Origin of the sequence: Kosakonia quasisacchari (genome assembly GCF_004331415.1) — a bacterium.
Classification (GTDB): Bacteria; Pseudomonadota; Gammaproteobacteria; order Enterobacterales; family Enterobacteriaceae; genus Kosakonia; species Kosakonia quasisacchari.
This window is the reverse complement of record NZ_SJOP01000012.1, coordinates 56,637-80,300: the sequence shown is the minus strand read 5'-3', so window position 1 is coordinate 80,300 and position 23,664 is coordinate 56,637. Positions and strand designations below refer to the sequence as shown.

General features: G+C 57.1%; 17 protein-coding genes. 8 read left to right on the top strand and 9 right to left on the bottom strand.

The features are described 5' to 3' along the window. The first annotated feature begins 7 nt into the window (after positions 1 to 7). The 7 genes from fbaB to E0L21_RS14320 all read left to right on the top strand — a co-directional run bounded on the left by fbaB (position 8) and on the right by E0L21_RS14320 (position 7,722). The gene (gene fbaB, locus E0L21_RS14350; protein ID WP_131410601.1) at positions 8 to 1,060 is read left to right on the top strand and encodes a class I fructose-bisphosphate aldolase; all 1,053 of its coding nucleotides are present in this window, start codon (positions 8 to 10) and stop codon (positions 1,058 to 1,060) included. 236 nt (positions 1,061 to 1,296) lie between these two features. Then, positions 1,297 to 2,451 carry a mandelate racemase family protein gene (locus tag E0L21_RS14345; RefSeq protein WP_131410599.1) on the top strand — a complete coding sequence of 385 codons (1,155 nt, stop codon included), beginning with the start codon at positions 1,297 to 1,299 and terminating at the stop codon, positions 2,449 to 2,451. An 87-nt stretch (positions 2,452 to 2,538) separates the two neighbouring features. Next, a complete protein-coding gene (locus tag E0L21_RS14340) occupies positions 2,539 to 4,167 on the top strand; it encodes an ABC transporter substrate-binding protein (protein ID WP_131410597.1) in 1,629 nt (542 codons plus the stop codon). Next, positions 4,164 to 5,201 (top strand): ABC transporter permease, encoded by a 1,038-nt coding sequence (locus E0L21_RS14335; protein WP_131410595.1) that lies wholly within the window; start codon positions 4,164 to 4,166, stop codon positions 5,199 to 5,201. Before E0L21_RS14340 ends, E0L21_RS14335 begins: the two co-directional genes overlap by 4 nt. Beyond that, positions 5,198 to 6,103 carry an ABC transporter permease gene (locus E0L21_RS14330; RefSeq protein WP_131410593.1) on the top strand — a complete coding sequence of 302 codons (906 nt, stop codon included), beginning with the start codon at positions 5,198 to 5,200 and terminating at the stop codon, positions 6,101 to 6,103. The genes E0L21_RS14335 and E0L21_RS14330 overlap by 4 nt, the downstream gene beginning before the upstream one ends. Next, on the top strand, positions 6,075 to 6,938 hold the full coding sequence (locus E0L21_RS14325) for an ABC transporter ATP-binding protein (RefSeq protein WP_131410591.1): 864 nt from the start codon (positions 6,075 to 6,077) through the stop codon (positions 6,936 to 6,938). The genes E0L21_RS14330 and E0L21_RS14325 overlap by 29 nt, the downstream gene beginning before the upstream one ends. Positions 6,939 to 6,948: 10 nt before the next feature. Next, positions 6,949 to 7,722: an ABC transporter ATP-binding protein gene (locus E0L21_RS14320; RefSeq protein ID WP_131410589.1), complete on the top strand. Its 774-nt coding sequence runs from the start codon at positions 6,949 to 6,951 to the stop codon at positions 7,720 to 7,722. A gap of 594 nt (positions 7,723 to 8,316) precedes the next feature. On the opposite strand, the gene yegS is transcribed toward E0L21_RS14320, so the two are convergent. The 3 genes from yegS to E0L21_RS14305 all read right to left on the bottom strand — a co-directional run bounded on the left by yegS (position 8,317) and on the right by E0L21_RS14305 (position 11,677). After that, a complete protein-coding gene (gene yegS / locus E0L21_RS14315; RefSeq protein WP_131410587.1) occupies positions 8,317 to 9,216 on the bottom strand; it encodes a lipid kinase YegS in 900 nt (299 codons plus the stop codon). A 250-nt stretch (positions 9,217 to 9,466) separates the two neighbouring features. Then, positions 9,467 to 10,828 carry a prephenate-dependent tRNA uridine(34) hydroxylase TrhP gene (trhP, locus tag E0L21_RS14310; protein WP_086868291.1) on the bottom strand — a complete coding sequence of 454 codons (1,362 nt, stop codon included), beginning with the start codon at positions 10,826 to 10,828 and terminating at the stop codon, positions 9,467 to 9,469. Positions 10,829 to 10,945: 117 nt separating this feature from the next. After that, entirely contained in the window at positions 10,946 to 11,677 is a 732-nt protein-coding gene (locus tag E0L21_RS14305) for a tetratricopeptide repeat protein (RefSeq protein WP_131410585.1), read from the bottom strand. A 235-nt stretch (positions 11,678 to 11,912) separates the two neighbouring features. Here E0L21_RS14305 and E0L21_RS14300 point away from each other — a divergent pair, with 235 nt between their 5' ends. After that, on the top strand, positions 11,913 to 12,377 hold the full coding sequence (locus E0L21_RS14300) for a helix-turn-helix domain-containing protein (RefSeq protein WP_131410583.1): 465 nt from the start codon (positions 11,913 to 11,915) through the stop codon (positions 12,375 to 12,377). A gap of 41 nt (positions 12,378 to 12,418) precedes the next feature. Here E0L21_RS14300 and baeR read toward each other — a convergent pair whose 3' ends face one another. From baeR to E0L21_RS14270, 6 genes are read right to left on the bottom strand one after another with little or no spacing between them, the layout of a single operon-like run. Further along, positions 12,419 to 13,141: an envelope stress response regulator BaeR gene (gene baeR, locus E0L21_RS14295; protein WP_131410581.1), complete on the bottom strand. Its 723-nt coding sequence runs from the start codon at positions 13,139 to 13,141 to the stop codon at positions 12,419 to 12,421. Next, positions 13,138 to 14,661: an envelope stress sensor histidine kinase BaeS gene (baeS, locus tag E0L21_RS14290; RefSeq protein ID WP_131410579.1), complete on the bottom strand. Its 1,524-nt coding sequence runs from the start codon at positions 14,659 to 14,661 to the stop codon at positions 13,138 to 13,140. The genes baeR and baeS overlap by 4 nt, the downstream gene beginning before the upstream one ends. After that, entirely contained in the window at positions 14,658 to 16,073 is a 1,416-nt protein-coding gene (gene mdtD / locus E0L21_RS14285) for an MFS transporter (RefSeq protein ID WP_131410577.1), read from the bottom strand. The genes baeS and mdtD overlap by 4 nt, the downstream gene beginning before the upstream one ends. Next, positions 16,070 to 19,147, bottom strand: coding sequence for a multidrug efflux RND transporter permease subunit MdtC (mdtC, locus tag E0L21_RS14280; protein ID WP_131410576.1), 3,078 nt, complete (start codon positions 19,145 to 19,147; stop codon positions 16,070 to 16,072). Before mdtC ends, mdtD begins: the two co-directional genes overlap by 4 nt. Next, positions 19,148 to 22,270 carry an MdtB/MuxB family multidrug efflux RND transporter permease subunit gene (locus E0L21_RS14275; protein ID WP_131410574.1) on the bottom strand — a complete coding sequence of 1,041 codons (3,123 nt, stop codon included), beginning with the start codon at positions 22,268 to 22,270 and terminating at the stop codon, positions 19,148 to 19,150. After that, positions 22,270 to 23,505, bottom strand: coding sequence for an MdtA/MuxA family multidrug efflux RND transporter periplasmic adaptor subunit (locus tag E0L21_RS14270; protein ID WP_131410572.1), 1,236 nt, complete (start codon positions 23,503 to 23,505; stop codon positions 22,270 to 22,272). The genes E0L21_RS14275 and E0L21_RS14270 overlap by 1 nt, the downstream gene beginning before the upstream one ends. Positions 23,506 to 23,664: the final 159 nt, after the last annotated feature.

The following is a 23,664-nucleotide window of genomic DNA, read 5'->3' as shown; positions in this document are numbered from 1 at the left end:
CATAGCTATGACTGATATTGTGCAGTTACTTGGCAAAGACGCCGACAGCCTTTTGCAACACCGTTGTATGACCATTCCCGCCGACCAACTCTACCTGCCGGGACATGATTATGTTGATCGCGTGATGGTCGACAACAACCGCCCGCCAGCGGTGCTGCGAAATATGCAGACGCTGTATAACCACGGGCGACTGGCGGGTACGGGCTATCTGTCTATTTTGCCGGTCGACCAGGGGATCGAGCACTCAGCGGGCGCGTCGTTTGCCGCCAACCCGCTCTACTTCGATCCGAAGAATATTGTCGAACTGGCGATTGAAGCGGGTTGTAACTGTGTGGCATCCACTTATGGCGTGCTGGCCTCGGTTTCGCGCCGCTATGCGCACCGCATTCCCTTCCTGGTAAAACTGAACCACAACGAAACCCTCAGCTACCCCACCGAATATGACCAGACGCTGTACGCCAGCGTTGAGCAGGCGTTTAATATGGGCGCGGTCGCCGTCGGGGCGACGATCTATTTCGGCTCGCTGGAGTCGCGTCGCCAGATTGAGGAGATCTCCGCCGCCTTTGAACGCGCGCATGAACTCGGCATGGTGACCGTATTGTGGGCTTACCTGCGTAACTCCGCGTTCAAGAAAGATGGCGTGGATTACCACGTTTCTGCTGATTTAACCGGCCAGGCGAACCACATTGCCGCCACCATCGGCGCGGATATTGTGAAGCAGAAAATGGCGGAAAATAACGGTGGCTACAAAGCGGTGAATTTCGGTTACACCGACGAGCGCGTTTACAGCAAGCTGACCAGCGACAACCCGATTGACCTGGTGCGTTACCAGCTGGCGAACTGCTACATGGGCCGTGCCGGGCTGATTAACTCCGGCGGCGCGGCGGGCGGCGACACCGATCTGGGCGACGCCGTTCGTACGGCGGTTATTAACAAACGCGCGGGCGGCATGGGGTTGATCCTTGGCCGTAAAGCGTTTAAGAAAACCATGGCCGATGGCGTGAAGCTGATTAACGCCGTGCAGGATGTCTATCTTGACGAGAAAGTGACCATCGCCTGATGCGTCATTTACCCTCCCCGCCGGGGAGGGTAAAGTAAAAACGCTATTTCATTTCTGCTCAATTCCCTTCCCGATCTTCATCACACTTCCGTAACCTTTTGTGAAAAATGTCACGTACCGTCGTGCGCATGCCCAAAAAATGGCGGTCGCTTAGCGGAAATTGTCCGAGGATGCGGCGTATTTTTGTGCATATATTTTCTTATGAAACAGCTTTTCAAAAATACCAAGGATCAGTAATGAAAATTGAATCAGTGAATGTCACCGTCTTTCAGCATCCTACGCGTCGCGTTTCCGACAGCGCCGGGCACTCACATCCGGGGCCGGAAACGCAGGCCAAAATGGCGATGCTGACCATCACCGCAGACGATGGCAGCAAAGGCTATTCCTTCGCACCGCCGGAAGTGGTGCGCCCGTTCGTCGTGAACGCTTTTTTCCGCAAAGTGCTGGTCGGGCAGGATCCGTTTAACCGCGAGCGCATCTGGCAGGATCTGGTGCACTGGCAGCGCGGCAGCGCACATCAGTTAACCGAGCGCGCATTGTCGTTTGTTGAACAAGCGCTGTGGGATCTGATTGGCCGCAAACTCAATATGCCGGTGTATAAGCTGCTTGGCGGCTACCGCGACAAAGTGCCCGCTTACGGCAGCACCATGTGCGGCGACGAACTGGAAGGCGGGCTTTCGACACCGGAAGAGTACGCTTCGTTCGCCGAAAAACTGGTGGCGCGCGGCTATAAAGCCATCAAGTTACATACCTGGATGCCGCCGGTGAAATTCGCGCCGAACCCAAAAATGGATGTTAAAGCCTGCGCGGCGGTGCGTGAGGCGGTTGGCCCGGATATCGACCTGATGATAGATGGCTACCACTGGTACAGCCGCACCGAAGCGCTCTATATCGGCAAGGAGCTGGAAAAACTCAACTTCGCCTGGTTCGAAGAGCCAATGGAAGAAGAGAGCATGTCCTCTTACGTGTGGCTGGCCGAAAACCTGTCGATTCCGATTATCGGGCCGGAAAGCCTGGGCGGGAAACACCACAGCCGCGCCGACTGGGTAAAAGCGGGCGCGTGCGACATTCTGCGTGCCGGAGCCAACGGCGTGGGCGGCATTTCGCCAACGCTGAAAGTAGCGAACCTGGCCGAATCGTTCGGCATGGATTGTGAAGTGCACGGCAACGGTGCGGCGAGCCTGGCGGTGATTGGCGCAATCCGCAACTGCCGCTGGTACGAGCGCGGTTTGCTGCACCCGTTCCTCGATTATGACCAACCGGCAGCGTACTTAAACAGCATCGTCGACCCGATGGATGAAGAGGGTTTTGTTCATCTGCCGCAGCGACCTGGACTCGGCGAAGACATCAATTTTGCGTATATCGAAGCCAATACCGTCAGCCACGACTGACAGATAACAATAAATGCCCGGGAGCTATGACTTTCGGGCCACGTAGCCGATTTTTGGCGAAACGTACTCTACAAACGGTATGCACAGATGAAAAAAACTTCCCTCGCGGGAGCGTGTTTACTCGCGCTCTCGCTGATGATGGGGAGCGGCGCGACGTTGGCGAAAACGCCGCCCGATCAGCTCATCATCGGCATGAACATGAACAACCTGCTGACCCTCGATCCGGCGGCAATGACCGGCAACGAAGTGGTCGGCATTGTGGTCAATCTCTACGATTCGCTGGTCGAACTCGATCCAAATGAACTCACCAACGTCAAACCGGCGCTGGCAGAGTCCTGGGATATCAGCCCGGACGGCAAAACGCTTACCTTCCACCTACGCAATAACGTCAAATTCCATTCTGGTAACCCGCTCACCGCGCAGGATGTGGTGTGGTCGATGCGCCGCCTGCTGCACCTGAACCTGGCGCAGGCGTCGGTGTGGAAATCCTATGGTTTTAGCAAAAAGAATATCGACCAGCAGGTGAGCGCACCGGACGCCAACACCGTGCAAATCCGGCTTCCTAAGCCTAACGATCCGCAACTGGTTATCTACTCGCTGGGCGCGCTGGGTAACCTCGGCGTGCTGGACAGCAAAACCGTGCAAAGCCATGAAGTGAACGGTGACTGGGGCAATCGCTGGCTGACCACCAACGAAGCGGGTTCCGGCCCGTTTATGCTGGAAACCTGGCAGGCGAAAGATGTGCTGCGTATGAAGCGCAACCCGGATTACTGGCGCGAGGAACCAAAACTGAACCGCGTGGTGCTGCGCCATTTCCAGGAGTCGCAAACTCTGCGCCTGATGCTGGCGAAAGGCGATCTGGATATTGCCAACAACATGGCGGTATCGGACATCAACGCGTTGCGTAAAGACCCCAACGTGACGGTTGAAGCGGTACAAAAGGGCACCGTTTATTATGTGGCGATGAGCATGAAAGAGCCGCATTTCGCTAACCCGAAAGTGCGCGAAGCGGTGCGGTATCTGATTGATTATCAGGGTATCAATAAGGCGCTGATGCCGGGCTATGGCGTGCTGCACCAACGGCCGATCAAAGCGGGAATGCCGTCAACGCTGCCGGATCCCGGCTACCGGCTGGACATTCCGCGCGCGAAAAAACTGTTAGCGGAAGCGGGTTATCCGAATGGGTTTGACACCACGCTGCGCGTACTCGCCGACCAGCCGTTTCTCAATATCGCCATCGCCGTGCAGTCAACACTGATGCAGGCCGGGATCAACGCCAAAATCGTCACCGGCACCGGCAACCAGATCTATGGCGCGATGCGTGAGCGCAAATTCGAAATGCTGGTGGGGCGCGGCGGCAGCGGTGTTGAACCGCATCCGCATTCGAGCCTGCGTGCGCTGGTCTATAACCCGGATAACAGTGACGAGGCGCGGCTGACCAACTTCCAGGGCTGGCGCACCAGTTTCTACGATAAACCGCTCAATGAGATGATCGACAACGCGTTGCTGGAGCGCGACCCGGAAAAACAGAAAAGCGACTACCAGCAAATTCAGTTGCGCTATGACCAACTGATCCCGGCGCTGATCCCTCTTTCGCAAATGGTGGATTCGGTGGTGGTGCGCAATGAAGTGAAAAACTTCCAGTCGCACCCGTCTGCCACCACATTCCTGCGCGATGTGTACAAAGTGCCTGCCACCGGAGGAGAGAAAGGATGAGTTCGTTACTGCTTGCGCCTGGCTCACGCACCAGACGCTTTTCAAAACGGTTAACTCAGGTGGCGGTGACGCTGTTTGGTCTGCTGTTGCTGACCTTCTTTATTGGCCGCGTAATGCCTGTCGATCCGGTGCTGGCGATTGTCGGCCCGGATGCCGATCACAGCACGTATCAGCAGGTTTATCAGCAACTGGGGTTTGATAAGTCGTTGATGACCCAGTTTGGCATTTACCTGAATAACCTGCTGCACGGCAATCTCGGTAACGCATTGCTGACCGGTAAACCGGTGCTGGACGATATTGCGCGCGTCTTCCCGGCGACGCTCGAACTGGCGACGATGGCGATTATCGTTGGCGCGGGGCTGGGCATTCCGCTGGGTGTGCTGGCGGCGGCGCGCCGTAACAGCGTGTCCGATTATGTGGTGCGCATTATCAGCCTTGCCGGTTACTCCACACCGATTTTCTGGGTCGGCATGATGGGGCTGCTGCTGTTCTACGCCTGGCTTGGCTGGGTCGGCGGTGCCGGGCGGCTGGATCTGGGGCTGGATGGCGTGGTGCCGCATCGCACCGGGCTTATCACCGTAGATGCGCTGCTGGCAGGTAACGGCGCGGTGTTCTGGAATGCGCTTAATCATCTGGTGCTGCCTGCCTCGCTGCTCGGTTTCCACTCGCTGGCGTATATCAGCCGCATGACCCGCAGCTTTATGCTGGCGCAACTGTCGCAGGAGTTCATCATCACCGCGCGGGTGAAAGGGCTGACGGAACGCCAGGTCATCTGGAATCACGCGTTTCGCAATATCCTTGTGCAACTGTTAACGGTGGTGGCGCTGGCTTACGGTTCGCTGCTGGAAGGGGCGGTATTGATCGAAACCGTCTTTTCGTGGCCGGGCTTTGGTTCCTACCTTACCGGCAGTTTATTGCTGGGGGATATGAATGCGGTCATGGGCTGCGTGCTGCTGGTCGGGGTGATTTTCGTGATGCTCAATCTGCTCTCCGACATGCTCTACCAACTCTTTGATCCGAGGACGAAATCATGACGGTCTCTTTTGATTCGCCGGTCTCTTCGGCACGCCGCGAGCGCAGCCTGCGCATCAAACGCGGCGTCGGGCGTGCGGCCGGATTTGTTGGCAAAATGGCGCGCAACCCGCTCACGGCAATCGGCGGTGGTATCGTTCTGCTGCTGTTGGTGGTGGCGATTTTCGCGCCGCTCATCGCTCCCTATAACCCGCTGGTTCAGGATCTTGAGAACGCGCTGAGCGCGCCGAATGCTGCGCACTGGTTTGGCACCGATGAGTTCGGTCGCGATATCTTCAGCCGCCTGGTCTACGGCTCGCGCATCACGCTTTATATCGTGCTGCTGGTTTCCGTTACCGTTGGCCCACTGGGGCTGCTGCTTGGCGTCAGCGCCGGGTACTTTGGCGGCAAGGTCGATATGGTGCTGATGCGCGTGACCGACATCTTTATCTCTTTTCCAAGCCTGGTGCTGGCGCTGGCGTTTGTCGCGGCGCTTGGGCCGGGGCTTGAACATGTGGTGATCGCCATTACGCTCACCGCCTGGCCGCCGATTGCGCGGCTGGCGCGCGCGGAAACCCTCTCACTGCGCCAGGCCGATTTTATCTCTGCTGTGCGCTTGCAAGGTGCGTCGCCGGTGCGTGTGCTGTGGCGTCATATCGTGCCGCTGTGCCTGCCGTCGGTGATTATCCGCATCACCATGAATATGGCGGGGATCATTCTGACCGCGGCGGGGCTGGGCTTTTTAGGCCTGGGCGCGCAGCCGCCGGAGCCGGAGTGGGGCGCGATGATTTCAAGCGGTCGCACCTACATGATGGAGTGCTGGTGGGTAGTAACCATTCCTGGGCTGGCGATCTTGATCAACAGCCTGGCCTTTAATTTCCTGGGAGACGGCTTACGTGACATCCTCGATCCTCGCAGCGAATAATTCGCCGCTGCTCGATGTGCGCAACCTGCATGTCGATTTTATCAACGGGCGCGCGGTGACCCATGCGGTGCGCGGCGTCTCCTTCAGTCTTGGTCAGGAGAAACTGGCGATTGTCGGTGAGTCTGGCTCGGGGAAATCCACCGTCGGTCGTGCTTTGTTGCGCCTGCATCCGGCGAAAGCGCGTATTCAGGCAGATGCGATGCAGTTTGGCGACGTGGATCTGCTGAACATCAGCGAAGCGCAGATGCGCCAGGTACGCGGCAAGCGTATTTCGATGATTATGCAGGATCCGAAATATTCGCTGAACCCGGTGGTTTGTGTGGGCGATCAGATTGCCGAAGCCTGGCTGACGCACCATCCAGGCAAGAAAGCCGAGGCGAAAGCGAAAGTGCTGGAGATGCTCGATGTGGTGCGCATTCGTCAGCCGGAACGCGTTTATCATCTCTACCCGCATGAGATTTCCGGCGGGCAGGGACAGCGCATCATGATTGCCATGATGCTGATCACCGACCCGGAACTGGTGATCGCCGATGAACCCACCTCGGCGCTGGATGTTTCGGTGCGTTTGCAGGTGCTGGGTTTACTGGACGACTTAGTGAAATCGCGCGGGCTGGGGCTGATTTTTATCAGTCACGACATCAATCTGGTGCGCAGTTTCTGTGACCGCGTACTGGTGATGTACGCCGGGCGGGTGGTGGAGTCGATTGCCGCGAAAGATCTCGATAACGCGCAGCACCCCTATACGCAGGGGCTGATTCACTCCCTGCCGGAAATCCATAACCGCCGCCCGGTGCTGCCGGTGTTGCAGCGCCAGGCCAGCTGGCTGGGCGAATAAGGAGAGCAGAATGATCAACGTGAAAAACCTTCACCTCGCGTTTGGTGAAGGGGAAAAACGCAATCAGGTGCTGGAGGATGTCAGTTTCAGCGTGCAGCCGGGTGAGATTTACGGGCTGGTGGGGGAATCCGGCTCCGGCAAAACGACGGTACTGAAGTGCCTGGCTGGGTTGTTTACCCACTGGGAAGGCGAATTGGCAATCAAGGGCCAGCCGCTGGAAAAGCGACTCAGCCCGCCACGCTGCCGGCTGGTGCAGATGGTGTTTCAGGATCCTTACGGTTCGCTGCACCCGCGCCACACCATTGGCGACATTCTGGAAGAGCCGCTGCAAATTCACGGTATTAACGACCGCGATCGGCGCATCAACACGCTGCTGGATAAGGTGGGGTTAAACCGCGCCTTTCGTGACCGTTATCCGCATCAGCTTTCCGGCGGCCAGCGGCAACGTGTGGCTATCGCCCGGGCGCTGATTCTGGAACCGCGCGTATTGCTACTCGATGAACCGACTTCGGCGCTGGATGTTTCGGTGCAGGCGGAAATCCTCAACTTGCTGGCGGCGCTGCATCAGGAGTCTCAACTCACTTACCTGATGGTGACGCACGATCTTGGGGTGATCGCCCATTTGTGCCAGAAGGTGGCGGTGATGCAGCACGGTAAAATCCTCGAGACATTAACCGTCGATGCGCTGGTGAGCGGCGCGGCGCAAACGGATTATACGCAGATGCTGGTTAACGCCAGCAAGCAGTATAGCCGCGAGATGGCGCGCGAGGTGGCGGCGTATTAAATATGGAGTTGTGCTTGATGGCGGTACCTTATTCATAAGTCGGATAAAGAGTAGCCGCTATCTGACAATTGATACGGCATGCCGCATAGGTGCAATGGTTCCGTTCACCAGACGTGCGGGAGTTTCATTACTCATTTGTGCGGTGAACGGGATAAGGGGAGCTACCGCGCTCCCCTTATCAATCCCCGCGGCCCCGCAGGAAATCGGTGCTGCGCACTACGCTCACCTCCCGCGTGCCTGCCTGCGGTCGGCTCGACTCGACATCCTGTCTCGATTCGCCTCTGGCCGCCATCCATGGCGTCCAGACCTTGTCATTCACGCTCCGGTTCGCCGATTTCAGCGGGGACTCAACCCCATCGCTGTGAGATTCGCGACAATAAATAACGGCTTATGGCGCAATGATCCATAGATGGGATAAAGGGAGCGCGGCAGCTCCCCTTATCCCGTTCACGGTATGTGAATTTTCAGAAACGCCAGAACGCCTGGTGAACGGAACCAGTCCACCCATGCGACATGCCGTATCGATTGCCGGTGGCGCTTGTGCTCACCGGGCCTGATTATGGGCTTCCAACACCCGCGTAACGTTGCGGCGCATTAACGCAATAACGGGCAATCCGGCGGTAACCGGCATTGCAACGCATTCGGCACCACTTCAATGCGAAACTGCTCGCCGCGTAGCGGTTCGCCGTCGAGATTAAACGTCATTTCGTGCGGGGCATTGATCTCAAACCATGCCGATTTCCCGTCGATAATATGCGGGTTATCGTCCGGCTGTGTCAGGGTATTGAACAGCGCGGGCAGTAACTCATCGCCGGTGAAAATCCGTAGTTGTAATAAGCCATCATTGATCAGCGCTTGCGGGCAGAGTTGCTGCCCGCCGCCCGCCTGGCGGCCATTACCGATGCCGATCACCAGTGCGTCGCCCTGCCAGTGAAAATCTTCACCGGTGATTTTGCAGCGATCCGCTTTCAGCATATCCATGCGCATCAGACCGTGAATCAAATAGGAGACGCCGCCCAGCGCGGCTTTGAGTTTTTCCGGCGTTTCGCTGGTAATGCGGGTGCCAAAACCACCGGTCGCCATATTGATAAAGCAGGTTTTATCGTTCACACGGGCGATATCAATCGGCACCGCTTTGCCGACAATCGCCAGCTGTAAGGCTTTATCCAGCGCTTCCGGGATAGCGGCACTGGTGGCGAAATCGTTGGCGGTGCCGAGCGGTAAAATGCCCAGCGCCGGAATCGTCTCGCCTTTGCAGTTCACCAGCGCGGTCGCCACTTCGTTAATGGTGCCGTCGCCGCCACCGGCAATCACGGTGGCAACGCCAAGCTGCAGCGCCTCCTCGACATAGCGCACCGCGTCGCCTTTTTCCCAGGTGACGCGCACCTGAATATCCATGCCTTCGTCGCGCAGCAGCGTCACCGCTTCGCGCAGGGCTTCGTCCCCGGCGCTTTTACCGTTGAGAATTAACAAACTTGTGGGAAATGCGCTCATTCTTTTCATCCTGATTGAATTCGATGAGAAAAGTGTATCTCAGGAGAGAAAAGTGGGGAGAAAAAGCAGAGAAAGGATGAAAAAAAATCAGCCTGCGTAAGGGAGATTACGCAGGCTAAGGAGGTGGTTCCTGGTACAGCTAGCATTTATGGGTTATGTTTTTCAGCGAGAAGGATAATACCCGTATTAAACGGGGCGGTATGTGATCCGATTCTAAGATTTTTCGCGCCGAAAAAATAACCCTGCTCAATCACTTCGCGTGAGGGTTGCGTGTTGATTGCCCGGTGAAATTGCGCATCAACAGCGCATATTCCAGCGCCATATCCTGCGGAACCGGCAACCAGACGGTATAACCATCTCCAGGCGCGACCGGCATGGCTTCGCCTTTGGCGTTTTCCATATGCTCCAGCGTAAAGTTGACGTTGCCCTGCGGTGTCATCAGCTCCAGGCTGTCGCCAACGGAGAACTTATTCTTCACTGCTACGGCCGCAAGGTCGCCTTTGCGTTCACCGGTGAATTCACCGACAAATTGCTGGCGTTCGGAAACGGAATAACCGTATTCATAATTCTGGTAGTCGTCATGGGTGTGACGGCGCAGGAACCCTTCGGTGTAACCGCGGTGCGCCAGGCCTTCCAGCGTCTCCAGCAGCGAGGTATCGAACGGCTTGCCCGCTGCGGCATCGTCAATCGCCTTGCGATAAACCTGTGCGGTGCGCGCGCAATAGTAGAATGATTTGGTACGGCCTTCGATTTTCAGCGAATGCACACCCATCTGCGTTAAACGCTCAACATGCGCAATAGCACGCAGATCTTTGGAGTTCATGATGTAAGTGCCGTGTTCGTCTTCGAAGGCGGTCATGTACTCGCCCGGACGCTGGGCTTCTTCAATCATAAACACTTTATCGGTTGGCGCGCCGATGCCGAGCGTCGGCTCAATGTTCTGCACCGGGATCGGCTCATGCACATGCACGATATTGCCGATGGCGTCTTCTTTGCCTTCCTGCACGTTATATTCCCAGCGGCAGGCATTGGTGCAGGTGCCCTGGTTCGGATCGCGTTTGTTGATATAACCCGAAAGCAAGCAGCGGCCGGAATAAGCCATGCACAGCGCGCCGTGGACGAAGATTTCGATCTCCATTTCCGGTACCTGGGCGCGGATTTCGGCAATCTCTTCCAAAGAGAGCTCGCGGGAAAGGATCACGCGCGTCAGCCCCATTTGCTGCCAGAACTTCACGGTCGCCCAGTTGACGGCGTTGGCTTGTACGGAGAGGTGAATCGGCATCTGCGGGAAGTTTTCACGCACCAGCATGATTAAACCAGGATCGGACATAATCAGCGCATCCGGCCCCATATCCACCACCGGTTTCAGATCGCGAATAAACGTTTTCAGCTTGGCGTTGTGCGGGGCAATGTTCACCACCACGTAAAACTGCTTACCCAGCGCGTGGGCTTCGTTAATGCCGATTTGCAGGTTTTCGTGGTTGAATTCGTTATTGCGCACGCGCAGCGAGTAACGCGGTTGGCCCGCGTAAACCGCGTCTGCGCCATAGGCGAAAGCGTAACGCATATTTTTCAGCGTTCCCGCCGGGGAGAGGAGTTCCGGTTTAAACATGATTTTCTCGTTCTGATGACAGGTCAGACAGCCTCACCGCAGTGAGGCAGTAGGGGAGTTCCCCTAAATTTAGGGCGGGAATTGTAGCGCCGTGGGGCAGGGGAGTAAACCCGCGCGTTAGTTCACGCGCAGGTAGGTGCCGTCAGCGCTGACGTTATGGCCAAAACCGCAATTCATCGCGTCGTCGGTTTTCATCTCCAGCCTGTTGAGATCTTCCGCCAGATTCAACGAAATGGTGCATTGGGAAATGCCTTCATCACGCAAAACGATGTCGCCTTTGCCGTTTTTCAGCGTCACTTTTTCGCTGAAATCGCCCATATTCGGCCCGGAGTACAGCCCCATAATGCCGAAATAAAGACCGGACCAGTCGGCCTGCCAGCTCTCTTTACCCTGCGGTTTGAGCGTGAGTACTTCCCACTCGCTGCGTCCGGCGTACTGCCAGTATTCCCCGGCGGCGGAAGCCGGTTTTGGCAGCGCCTGCAGCTTGTCCTGAATACGCGAAAGGTTATATTTCGACTTTTCATCGTCCGGCATAATGGACAGCCACGCCTGCGCTTTACGGTACTCGCCCTGGCGGATCCAGGTGAGCGCGACGTTGTTGTAGGCGGTCGCTACTAACACATCGTTCGGTTTATCTTTGCCTAATTCGCACTGTTCCAGCCATGCCGCCTGTTCTTCGAAAGCCTCGCGCGCTTTGGGGTAGTCTTTCGCTTTGTAATACTGATCGCCTTTTTTGGCGTAATCGGCGATTTTCGCGCAGTCTGCAGCCATCTGTGCTTCAGTGATCTCTGCCTGGCAGTTGAACGCTGCAAATAAGAGTGTCAGCGCCCCGTAGTAGTATTTCCTCACTATCCCTTTCCTTTTATTGTTGTGTAGGCCTGGCGGCTGGCGAAACGACGCCTTGCCCCCAGGCGCCAGTCATCATACAGAGGATTGCGCCGTTGTTCACGGAAGACGTATTCACCGGGGTTATACTTGACGACGGGCCGTGTCAGGCGGCTGTCGGGTTGCTGTCAGGTACGGATCGTGTTGCTGTCTTAGGGGTTGGGTGACACTACAGGCCGGATTCATCAGGAGAAAGAGTATGAGCGATAACAAAGTAAAAACATTACGTCTGGCTCGGGCCTGGTCACAGGAACAACTGGCGGAGATGGCGGCGTTGAGCGTCAGAACCGTGCAGAGAATTGAAAATGGCGATCAGCCTTCTCTGGAAACACTCAGCGCACTGGCGGCCGTGTTTGGCGTCAGCGTTACTGAGCTTTCCACGCAGAGCGAGGCCGGTGAAGAGGCGCTGGATAAACGCATCACCGCGGCGCGGGAACAGCTCGACGCCGAAAGCAGTTTCTGGCGCATGCTGATCACTGCCGTTATCGTCTGCGTGCTGCTGTTTTTCCTCAACCGTAGCACCTCGCCGGATAGCCAGTGGTCATTGTGGGTGGCGGCGATTTGGGGCGGGCTGGTGGCGGTGAAAGGGTTGCGGATTTTTGTCTTCGCCAATCTGATTAGCCAGTGGCACAAGCAGCGTTTGCAGCGATTGCTGCGTAAATAATATGGATGAAGCGTGTCGGGCGCATGCGCCCGACATACGGCTTACGCCAGTTTGCAAGCGTCGGCTTCCCAACGATAACCGACACCGTAAACGGCGCGGATAAAGGATTGCTCCTCATCCAGCGCTTCCAGTTTGCGGCGTAAGTTTTTGATATGGCTATCGATGGTGCGGTCTGTAACTACGCGGTAATCATCATAGAGATGGTTAAGTAATTGCTCGCGGGAGAAGACTTTACCCGGCTCGCTGGAGAGGGTTTTCAGCAGGCGAAACTCCGCGGGGGTAAGATCCAGCAGCTTGTTGTGCCAGCTCGCCTGGAAACGCCCTTCATCGACAATCAGCGGGCTTTCAGCGTCCAGCCGCTCCAGTTCGCGCTGCGGTTTGCAGCGGCGCAGAATGGTTTTCACACGCGCCACCACTTCACGCGGGCTGTAAGGTTTGCAGATGTAATCATCCGCGCCAATCTCCAGCCCCAGCAGGCGGTCGATCTCTTCGATTTTCGCCGTCACCATGATAATGGGCACGTTAGAAAAACGGCGGATTTCCCGACATAACGTTAACCCGTCGGTGCCGGGCAGCATCAAATCCAGCAGGATCAGATCCGGCGGCGTTTGGCGCACGTAAGAGAGCACCTGATCGCCGTGGTTAATCAGCGCTGGCGCGTAGCTTGCCGCGCGCAGATAGTCGAGCAGCAACTGTCCCAGTTTAGGCTCATCTTCAACAACCAGGATGCGTGGCGTGTTTTCATCAATCGGTAACTCAGTCATACATCTCTCGTTTTTTCGCGTTCAAGCGGTAGTTCAACTGTAATGCTAACCCCGCCAAATGGCGAGTGCGCCGCATGGATAGCGCCGCCGTGCGCTTCCACAATATTCAAACAGATAGCCAGCCCCAGGCCGGAACCGCCGCTGGCGCGGTTACGCGAGCCTTCCGTGCGATAAAAGCGCTCAAACAGCCGTTTGAGTTGCTCATCGCTGACGCCCGGCGTGCTGTCGGCAAAACGCATTACCAGCGTATTGTCGCGGGTAATCACCTGAATCAGCGTTTGCCCGCCCGCATCGGTGTAGCGCAGGCTGTTTTCCAGCAAATTGTTAAACAACTGCATCAGGCGATCGGGATCGCCAAACACCGTAGCGCTGGCGGGGACTTCAAGGGAAAGTGTCAGATTTCGACTGGCGTAACGCTCGCGGAAAGCGCCTGCGGCGATCTCCACCAGCGACACCACATCAACTGGCGCTTTCTGGTAGGCCAGCGCCCCTTCATCGGACATCGACAACTGGTGCAGGTCGTTGACCAACTTTGTCAGCGTGCCGACTTCCGCCTGTAACGATGCTACCGACTCCGGCGTGAATTGCCGCACGCCGTCCTGAATTGCCTCCAGCTCGCCGCGCAGTACCGCCAGCGGCGTGCGCAGTTCATGCGAGATATCCGCCATAAAGTCGCGGCGCATCTGTTGGTTTCGCTCCAGCGTGCTGGCGAGCTGGTTAAAGTCGCGCGCCAGCCAACCTAGTTCATCCTGGCTACCGGGATTGACACGGGTGGAGAAATCGCCCGAGGCGAGCCGATGGGTGCCATCGACTAGCCGTTTTACCGGAGCGAGTAAACCGCGCGCCAGCGGGAAAGTTGCCAGCGCGGCGAGCAGCGTGGCAAGGCCGACAATCAGCCAGCTGGTGCGTCGCTGCTGGCGCTCAAAGTTGATATCGGTGTTGCGCGTCAGGCGTTCAATCGGCGAAGCGATAACCCAACCGACGGTCGCATTATTAACCACAATCGCCCGGCGTGTACCGTCTGATGGCACCGGCGAGCGCGGGCCGACCAGCACATTATTATCTTGATCGGCAACCCAGAATTTGGTGCGCCAGCCGTGCGGCGGTATATCCGGTGGTGGCGGTCGTGGCTCGCGTTCCATTTCGTCATTCGGGCCGGGGCGCATGTCACGCTCCGAGCCGGGTTCCATGCCAGGCGGTGCGTTTCTGTCCATCTCGCGCGGTGGTGCGCCAGGGCGGTCTTCATCGCGGTCGTTATCCCGTTCGAATGAGCGTAAGAGCTGGAAAATCACCCGGTCGTTATTACGCAGAAACTGCCAGCTACCGTTCTGCGCATATTGCTCGGCCAGTGAGTCGCTCAACATTTGCAGGCGCTGTTCGTTGCCGCGCTTAATGTAGTCAATAAAACCGTGCTCAAAGCTGAGGCGCACCGCCCAGTGCATGGTGATCAGCAGCACAATGCAGGTGGCTAAAATTGCCAGAAACAGTTTGGCCGTAATACCCGGCCGCCAGAACTTCATGATTCTCTCCTGTTGCGATGGGCAATTACGACGTTCTGGCTGGCGTCATTCGGGACGCGGGCGAAGAGTAACGCCGGGAGTGAAATAATCACCGCCATGCTGAGGTAAGCGTAAAGGAAAACATGGTGCGCCACGCCGCTGTCCGCCGACAGATGCTGCTGGCCAAACAGGCCGAGCAGCAGCCCGGCGACGGTCACGCCGATACTCATCGACAACTGCATGATCATCGACAACAGGCTGTTGCCGCCGCTTGCCAGCTCATCGGGCAGATCTTTAAGCGTTAAGGTGTTCATGGAGGAGAAGCGCATTGAGTTGATCATCCCCTGGCAGAACAGCACGACCGGCAGCAGGTAATACCAGCCGAGCAGCGCCGTTGCCATAAACAGCAGGCTGATGGCGGCTAACCCAAGCGTGGAGCAGACCAGCGCACGGCGGTAACCAAAACGGTTCACCACTTGCACCACGATGCGTTTCATTCCCATGCTGCCCAGCACCATCGGGATCATCATCAGCCCGGCGTGAAAGGGCGAAAAGCCAAGGCCAATTTGCAAAAACACCGGCGTCATAAACGGCAACATACCGCTGCCGATGCGTCCGGTGAAACTCCCGGCCAGGCCCAGCGAAAAAGAGGGTGTGCGGAATAACCGCAGATTAAACAACGCGCTGTCGTTGCCCCTGGCATGCAAAAGATAAAAGAGAATTGCCGCCGCGCCCACCGCCACCAGCGCGCCGAGTTGCCACGACGTTAGCCCCAGTCCGCGATTGCCATCAAGCGCCAGCGTCAGCGTTGCCATGCCGCCCGCGAGCAGCACAAAACCCGCCATATCAAAGCGGCGGGTTTGCAGCGTGTAGTTGGGCATCAGGCTGAGGGTAGCAATGGCACCGAGAATGCCCACCGGCAGGTTAATCAGGAAAATCCAGTGCCAGGAGGCATATTCAACCAGAATACCGCCAAGCGCCGGGCCGAGCAGCGGGCCGATCTGCCCCGGGAGAGTGACAAAGGTCATCGCCGCCATGTACTGATCGCGCGGGACAATTTTCATCACTGTTAGCCTGCCGACCGGCACCATCATCGCGCCGCCGACACCTTGCAGCACACGTGACATGACTAACTGATCGAGCGTGGAAGCCTGCGCGCAAAACAGTGAGCCGGTGGTAAACAGCACAATGGCGGCAAAAAAGATATTACGCACGCCTATTCTGTCTGCCAGCCAGCCGCTGGCGGGCAGCATCACTGCCACTGTCAGCACATAGGCGACCACCACCATATGCATGTGCAGCGGGCTTTCCCCGAGGCTTTTCGCCATCGAGGGGAGCGCCGTGTTAACAATGGTGGTATCCAGCGACTGCATAAAAAAGCCAAAGGCGACAATCCATAGCTGCCAGCGGATGTTTTTCGGTAACTCATTCATTCACTAACAGGCTCTCTTTCGTGTCGGCTAAAACGCATGCGCAGGCGGTCGAAGAACAGATAGACCACCGGCGTGGTGTACAGGGTGAGCAACTGGCTCATCACCAGCCCGCCCACAATCGTAATACCGAGCGGCTGGCGTAACTCGGAGCCGTCGCCACCGGAGATAACTAATGGCAGTGCGCCAAACAGCGCCGCCAGGGTGGTCATCATGATCGGGCGAAAACGCAACAAGCAGGCCTGGAAAATCGCCTCTTCGGCGGTGAGATTCCCCTGGCGCTGTGCTTCGATGGCGAAGTCGACCATCATAATCGCGTTTTTCTTTACAATCCCAATCAATAGCATAATGCCAATCAGCGCTATCAAACTGAATGGCGCGCCGAAAAGCTCAAGCGCCAGTAGCGCGCCCACGCCCGCCGAGGGCAGGGTAGAGAGAATGGTCAGCGGGTGAACATAGCTCTCGTACAAAATTCCCAGCACGATATAGACCGTCGCAATTGCCGCCAGGATCAGAATGACCTGTGAGTTCATCGTCTCCTGGAACACCTGCGCGGTGCCGGCAAAACTGCCGCGCACGCTGGAAGGTACGCCAAGCTGCGTCATCGCACGGTTGATGGCATCACTGGCTTGTGATAACGAGGTGCCCGTTGGCAGGTTAAAGGCGATGGTCGATGCCGCCGACAACCCTTGGTGATTCACCGACAGCGGCGCGTTAGCGGGTTGCCAGTGCGCAAAATAGGATAGCGGGATTGTTTTACCGTCACTGTTGATGACGTACATCTTATCCAGCGCACTGACATCCTGGGTGTAACGCGGGTCGACTTCCATCACCACTTTGTACTGATTTAGCGGCTGGTAAATAGTGGAGATCTGCCGTTGACCGAAAGCATTATTCAGCAGACTGTTGGCTGCCTGGACGCTGATACCCAGCCGCGACATGGTTTCACGGTCGTACACCAGATTCATTTCCGCGCCGTTATCCTGCTGATCCGAGTTAACGTCTGCCAGTTCCGGCAGCGCGGCAAGGGCTTTACGGATTTTGGGCTCCCATTCACGCAAGGCGCTGAGAGAGTCTGACAGCAAGGCGAACTGGTAGCTGGCGTTTGCCTGGCGTCCGCCGACGCGAATATCCTGTACGGCCATCAAAAACAGGCTCGCGCCTGGCTCTTTTGCCAGCTTGCCGCGCAGACGGTCAATCACCTGTTGCGCAGTTTCGTGGCGGACATTACGGGACTTCAGGGTGATAAACATCATGCCGCTGTTTACGCGCGAACCGCCGGTAAAACCGGTGACATTATCCACCGACGGATCGTCGCGGATAATCTTCATAAAGTCCTGCAACTTGCCGCGCATTGCCTGGAACGAAATGCTCTGATCGGCCTGAATACCGCCCATCAGCACGCCGGTATCCTGCTCCGGGAAGAACGTTTTCGGAATCGAAATGTAGAGCCAGATATTGAGCGCAATGGTGCCAATTAACACTAACCCGACTAACCGCGCGTGGTTGAGCACCCATTTCAACGAACGGGCATATTGCTGCTGTAGCGCCACCAGCAGACGGCCGAAGCCTTTTTCCCGGCTGCGCTCGCGGGGTTTATGCGCTTTTAACAGCCAGCCACACATCATCGGCGTTAGCGTCAGGGAAATAACCAGCGAAATACCAATCGCCACCGACAGCGTAACGGCAAATTCACGCAGCAAGCGCCCCGGCAAGCCTGCCATCAACAGCAGCGGCAGGAATACGGCTACCAGCGAGATACTCATCGACAGCACGGTAAAGCCCACTTCGCGCGTGCCTTGTAGCGCCGCCTGCAACGGTTTCATCCCTGCTTCCAGATGGCGCGAGATATTTTCCAGCACCACGATGGCATCATCGACAACAAAACCGGTGGCAATGGTCAGCGCCATCAGCGACAGGTTATTCAGGCTAAAGCCGCATAAATACATGGCGGCAAAGGTGCCGATAAGCGACACGGGCACAGCGACTGCCGGGATCAGTGTTGCGCGTCCTGAGCGTAAAAACAGGAACACCACGAGGATCACCAACGCGACCGAGATAACCAGTGTCTGTTCGACCTCTGCTAGCGAAGCGCGAATCGTCGGTGAGCGATCCTGGGCGATTTGCAAATCGATCGCCGCAGGAATCGTTTGCTGCAAGCCGGGCAGACGCGCGCGAATACTGTCCACCGTCTGAATAATATTGGCTTCCGGCAGTTTGCGGATCATCAGCAAAATGGCGGGCTTCGCATTGGTCATCCCGGCGTTGCGCACGTCCTGCACCGAGTCAGTGACCTTCGCGACATCGCTTAAGCGCACGGCGGAGCCGTTTTTGTAGTGGATGATTAATGGTTGGTACTCGGCGGCGGTTTTCAGCTCATCATTGGTTTGCACCTGCCAGCGTTGCGCGCCGTCTTCCACTGCGCCCTGCGGTTTGCGCACGTTGGCGTTGCTGATTGCTGTGCGTACCGAATCCAGCGACACGCCCTGGTTAAACAGCGCCTGCGGGTTTAAATCCACGCGCACGGCGGGCAGCGAACTGCCACCAATGTCGACATCGCCGACGCCATCAATCTGCGAAATAGTTTGCGCCAGTTGCGTCGAGGCGAAGTCATACAACTGCCCTTGCGAATAGGTGTCCGAGGTGAGCGTCAAAATCATGATCGGCGCAGCCGACGGATTCGCTTTGCGATAGGTTGGGCGGGATGGCATGCCGCTTGGTAACAGGTTTTGCGCGGCGTTAATCGCCGCCTGTACATCGCGCGCCGCGCCGTTGATATCGCGGTCGAAATTAAACTCAAGAATAATACGCGTGCTGCCCAGCGAGCTGGATGAGGTCATTTCGCTGACCCCGGCAATGCGCCCGAGTGAGCGCTCAAGCGGTGTCGCCACGGAGGAGGCCATGGTTTCCGGCGACGCACCCGGCAGTGAGGCGCTAACCATAATCACCGGGAAATCGACCTGCGGCAGCGGGGCGACCGGCAGCAGCCGGAAGCCGAGAATGCCGCACAGCGTAATGGCGAGCGAAATCAAAATCGTCGCCACCGGGCGGTAAATGAAGAGGGCGAAAAACTTCACTTACGCCTCCTCTTCACGGCGCGGGAAACGCTTTTTCACCGCCAGCGACAGGCGATCGAACAACAGGTAAATCACCGGCGTCGTAAAGAGCGTCAGCACCTGACTCACCAGCAAACCACCGACCATGCCAATGCCCAGTGGACGGCGTAATTCTGCGCCGACGCCGGTGCTCAGCATTAGCGGTAACGCGCCAAGTAGTGCCGCCAGCGTGGTCATTAATATCGGGCGAAAACGCAGTAAACAGGCCTGGAAAATCGCATCGCGTGGCGACATACCCTCTTCGCGCTCGGCGGCGAGGGCGAAGTCAATCATCATGATGGCGTTTTTCTTGACGATACCGATAAGCAAAATAATGCCAATGATGGCAATCACATCCAGTTCACTGCCGGAAACCATCAGCGCCAGCAGTGCGCCAACGCCTGCCGTTGGCAATGTCGACAGGATGGTGATGGGGTGAATAAAGCTCTCGTACAGCACGCCGAGCACGATATACATCGCCGCGACGGCCGCAACAATCAGCCAGATGGTGCTGCCAAGCGCCGCCTGGAACGCCAGCGTGCTGCCCTGGAATTGCGTGGTGATGTCCGTCGGGAAGTTAAGCGTTTTCTCGCTATCCAGCACCGCTTGCACCGCATCGCCGAGCGAATACCCCTCCGCCACGTTGAAGGAAATCGTGGTCGACGGGAATTGATCCAGATGGTTGATGCTCAGCGGGGCGTAGCGTTGCTCCACTTTAGCAATCGACGAGAGCGGCACGATGCCGCCATCGGTACTGGTCAGGCGGATGTTGTCCAGCGCGGAAAGCCCCGGCGTTTGCGCCGTGTCGTGTTCCAGCACCACGCGATACTGGTTTGCCTGGGTATAAATGGTGGAGATTAACCGCTGACCGAACGCGTTATAAAGGGCGTTATCCACATCCGCCATGTTAATGCCAAGGCGGCTGGCGCTGTCGCGATCGACATTCACATACGCTACCAGGCCTTTGTCTTGCCAGTCGCTGCTGACATCCGCCAGTTGCGGCAGCGCCTGTAGTTTACTTACCAGTTGTGGTACCCAAGTACTGAGCGCATCTAACGAGTTGGCCTGCAAGGTGAACTGATATTGCGTGCGGCTAACGGTGGTATCAATGGTTAAATCCTGAGTTGGTTGCAGGTAGAGTGCGACGCCGGGTACTTTCGCCGCCGCCTGTTGCAGGCGCTCAATCACCGGCTGGACGCGATCGTCGCGCTCATCCAGCGGTTTCAGATTAATTTGCAATCGTGCGCTGTTAAGCGACGGGTTAGTGCCATCAACACCGACAAACGAGGTCAGGCTTTCTACCGCCGGATCGCGCAGGATAATATCGGCCACCTGGCGCTGGCGCTCTGCCATGCTGGCAAAGGATGCGGATTGCGGTGCCTGTAACGTACCCTGGATAATGCCGTTGTCCTGCACCGGGAAGAAACCTTTCGGAATAACAACCCATAACATGATAGACAACAACAGTGTCCCGACCGCCACGCTCAGCGTCAGCCACGGGTGGTTCAACACTTTACTCAGTAACCGCCCGTAGCCTGCGATGACGCGCTCGAAGAAACGCTCCGACGCGCGGGAAAAACGGTTCTGTTTGCGCAGGGATTCGGCGCTCAGCATGCGGGCGCACATCATCGGCGTCAGCGTCAGCGACACAATCGCGGAAATCAGGATCGCTATTGCCAGCGTGACGGCAAATTCGCGGAACAGGCGGCCGACGATATCCCCCATAAATAGCAGCGGGATCAGTACCGCAATCAACGAGAACGTCAGCGAGATAATGGTAAAGCCAATTTCACCGGCCCCTTTCAATGCGGCGGCCAGCGGTTTTTCGCCTTTTTCGATGTAGCGCGAGATATTCTCGATAACCACAATGGCGTCGTCGACCACAAAGCCGGTGGCGATGGTCAACGCCATGAGTGTCAGGTTGTTGATGGAGAAATCAAGAAACACCATCGCCGCGAATGTTCCGACCAGCGACAGCGGCACCGCAACGCCTGGAATAATGGTGGCCGGAATATTGCGCAGGAAGACATAGATAATCATGACGACCAGCGCGATCGCAAGCATCAGCTCGAACTGGGTGTCGTCGACCGACGCGCGAATGTTGTTGGTTCTGTCCGACAGCACTTTCACCGTGACCGATTTTGGCAGGCTTTCAGTTAACTGCGGCAGCAGGGTACGGATGCTGTCGGCGGTCTTAAGAATGTTTGCTCCTGGCTGGCGCTGAACGTTCATGACAATCGCTTGTTGCTTATTGGCCCATGCGCCAAGCCAGCTATTTTCGGCACCTTGTTCAACGGTCGCGATATCGCCAAGGCGGATCGGCGCACCATTCTGATAAGCGACAATCAACTGGCGATACTCTTCGGCTGATTGCATCTGATCGTTGGCGGAAAGCGTGACGGCACGGGTTGGACCATCGAGGCTGCCTTTCGCCGAATTAACGTTGGCATTAGTGATGGCGGTGCGAATGGTTTCGCTGGTCAGCCCGAGAGCAGCAATCGCCTGGGCATTGAGTTTGACGCGCACTGCCGGGCGCTGGCCACCTGACAGGGTCACCAGGCCGACGCCAGAAACCTGCGATATTTTCTGTGCAACGCGCGTTTCCACCATATCTTCCACTTGGGTCATTGGCATGGCAGAAGAGGTGACGGCGAGTGTCATAATCGGTGGATCCGCCGGGTTAACTTTACTGTAGACCGGCGGGTTGGGTAGATCAGACGGTAGCAGGCTGTTAGCGGCATTCATCGCCGCCTGCACTTCCTGCTCGGCGACATCCAGCGGCAAACTGAGCTGGAACTGCAATGTCACCACCGACGCGCCGCCGGAACTTTGCGACGACATCTGTTTTAAGCCGGACATCTGACCAAACTGGCGCTCCAGCGGTGCGGTGATCGCAGAAGTGACCACATCTGGGCTGGCGCCGGGGTAGAGCGTCACCACCTGGATGGTTGGGTAATCGACTTCAGGCAGCGCGGAAACGGGCAGAAAACGGTAGCCGATAATACCGGCAAGCAGGATCGCCACCATCAACAGCGTGGTGGCGACCGGACGCAAGATAAACAGACGGGAAGGGCCGCCCGTCCGGCCCGGCGGTAGCAACTGCATCAGGAATGCGCTCCTTTGGCCGGATGTTCACGCTTTGCCGGTACGGCTTCGGCGTTTTTCGCATCCACGACTTCCACTTTCGCCCCTTCGGTCAGGCGGTCAATTCCGTCCGTCACCACGCGATCGCCCGCCGACAGACCGGCGGCAATCACTACTTTCTGGCTGTCCTGAATACCTGGCGTGACGGTGTGTTTGCTGACCTGATTTTTGTCATTCAGAACCCAGACGAAGTTACCTTCATTACCCATTTGCAGTGCAGCCGCCGGGATCACTACCGCGTCCTGCTGTGTGGCAACCAGCATGCGCGCGTTGACGAACTGGTTGGGGAACAGGGCATCGTCCTGGTTATCAAAGCGGGCTTTCAGTTTGATGGTGCCGGTGGTGGCGTCAATCTGGTTGTCGAGGCTTAACAATGTGCCGCTGCTCAGCTTCTGTTTGTTGGTGCGATCCCAGGCTTCCACCACCAGTTGTTGGCCTGCTTTTTGTGCTTGCACGACGGTGGCGATTTCGCTTTCCGGCAAGGTAAACACCAAATCGATGGGGTGTGTTTGCGTCAACACCACGATCCCGGTGGTGTCACTGCTGCTGATTTGGTTGCCAATATCCACCTGTTTTAAACCCACTCGCCCGGAAATAGGGGCGGTTATGCGGCTCCAGTCCAGCTCTAACTGCGCGCTGGCAACGGAGGCTTCGTCAGCTTTCACGGTACCTTCCGATTCGGTCACCAGCGCCTGCTGGCTATCGAGATCCTGGCGTGAAACCAGGCTGGTTTTCGCCAGTTGTTGATAGCGAGAAAGATCGCGGCGGGCGTTGGCGAGTGTGGCTTTATCTTTCGCCAGTTGGCCCTGCGCTTGCGCCAGCGCCACTTTGAATTGGCTTGGATCGATTTCCGCCAGCAGATCGCCGGCTTTTACTTGCTGGCCTTCCTGGAAATGGATCGCCATAAGCTGGCCCGAAACGCGGCTGCGCACAGTAACGGTGTTTGCGGCGGTAATGGTGCCGAGCCCGGAGAGATAACGCGGTACGGCTTCTCGGATTGCTGTTGCGGCCTGCACCGGCGGCAGCGCGCCGCCGCGCATACCATGACGGCCGCCACCCGGTGCACCCTGGCGCTGGGCCTGCCCGGTTGCGGTGGAAGAAGTATCTTTATGTGCGAACTGGTACCAGGCTACGCCCGCTACCGCCATGACCACGACCGCGACAAGCGTGCGGCGAAACGTAACACTGCCTTTCATCGTTATGGGTATCTCATCGGAAAACTAATGGCGAAATAATACTAGTTTAGTAACGGCATGCCCCGGAAAAATGGAGGAAAAATGAAACACTGTCTGGAAACGTATGGCAGGCAGGGTAATTTGCGTTAGGGGGATTTTAAAGAAGAAAATAATGCCGGG

Coding starts and splice junctions, on each gene's coding strand:
- baeS (WP_131410579.1), bottom strand. CDS start 14,661: ATGAAGTTCTGGCGGCCGGGTATTACGGCCAAACTGTTTCTGGCAATT.
- E0L21_RS14335 (WP_131410595.1), top strand. CDS start 4,164: ATGAGTTCGTTACTGCTTGCGCCTGGCTCACGCACCAGACGCTTTTCA.
- trhP (WP_086868291.1), bottom strand. CDS start 10,828: ATGTTTAAACCGGAACTCCTCTCCCCGGCGGGAACGCTGAAAAATATG.
- E0L21_RS14330 (WP_131410593.1), top strand. CDS start 5,198: ATGACGGTCTCTTTTGATTCGCCGGTCTCTTCGGCACGCCGCGAGCGC.
- E0L21_RS14340 (WP_131410597.1), top strand. CDS start 2,539: ATGAAAAAAACTTCCCTCGCGGGAGCGTGTTTACTCGCGCTCTCGCTG.
- mdtD (WP_131410577.1), bottom strand. CDS start 16,073: ATGAATGAGTTACCGAAAAACATCCGCTGGCAGCTATGGATTGTCGCC.
- E0L21_RS14270 (WP_131410572.1), bottom strand. CDS start 23,505: ATGAAAGGCAGTGTTACGTTTCGCCGCACGCTTGTCGCGGTCGTGGTC.
- E0L21_RS14275 (WP_131410574.1), bottom strand. CDS start 22,270: ATGCAGTTGCTACCGCCGGGCCGGACGGGCGGCCCTTCCCGTCTGTTT.
- fbaB (WP_131410601.1), top strand. CDS start 8: ATGACTGATATTGTGCAGTTACTTGGCAAAGACGCCGACAGCCTTTTG.
- baeR (WP_131410581.1), bottom strand. CDS start 13,141: ATGACTGAGTTACCGATTGATGAAAACACGCCACGCATCCTGGTTGTT.
- E0L21_RS14345 (WP_131410599.1), top strand. CDS start 1,297: ATGAAAATTGAATCAGTGAATGTCACCGTCTTTCAGCATCCTACGCGT.
- E0L21_RS14300 (WP_131410583.1), top strand. CDS start 11,913: ATGAGCGATAACAAAGTAAAAACATTACGTCTGGCTCGGGCCTGGTCA.
- yegS (WP_131410587.1), bottom strand. CDS start 9,216: ATGAGCGCATTTCCCACAAGTTTGTTAATTCTCAACGGTAAAAGCGCC.
- E0L21_RS14320 (WP_131410589.1), top strand. CDS start 6,949: ATGATCAACGTGAAAAACCTTCACCTCGCGTTTGGTGAAGGGGAAAAA.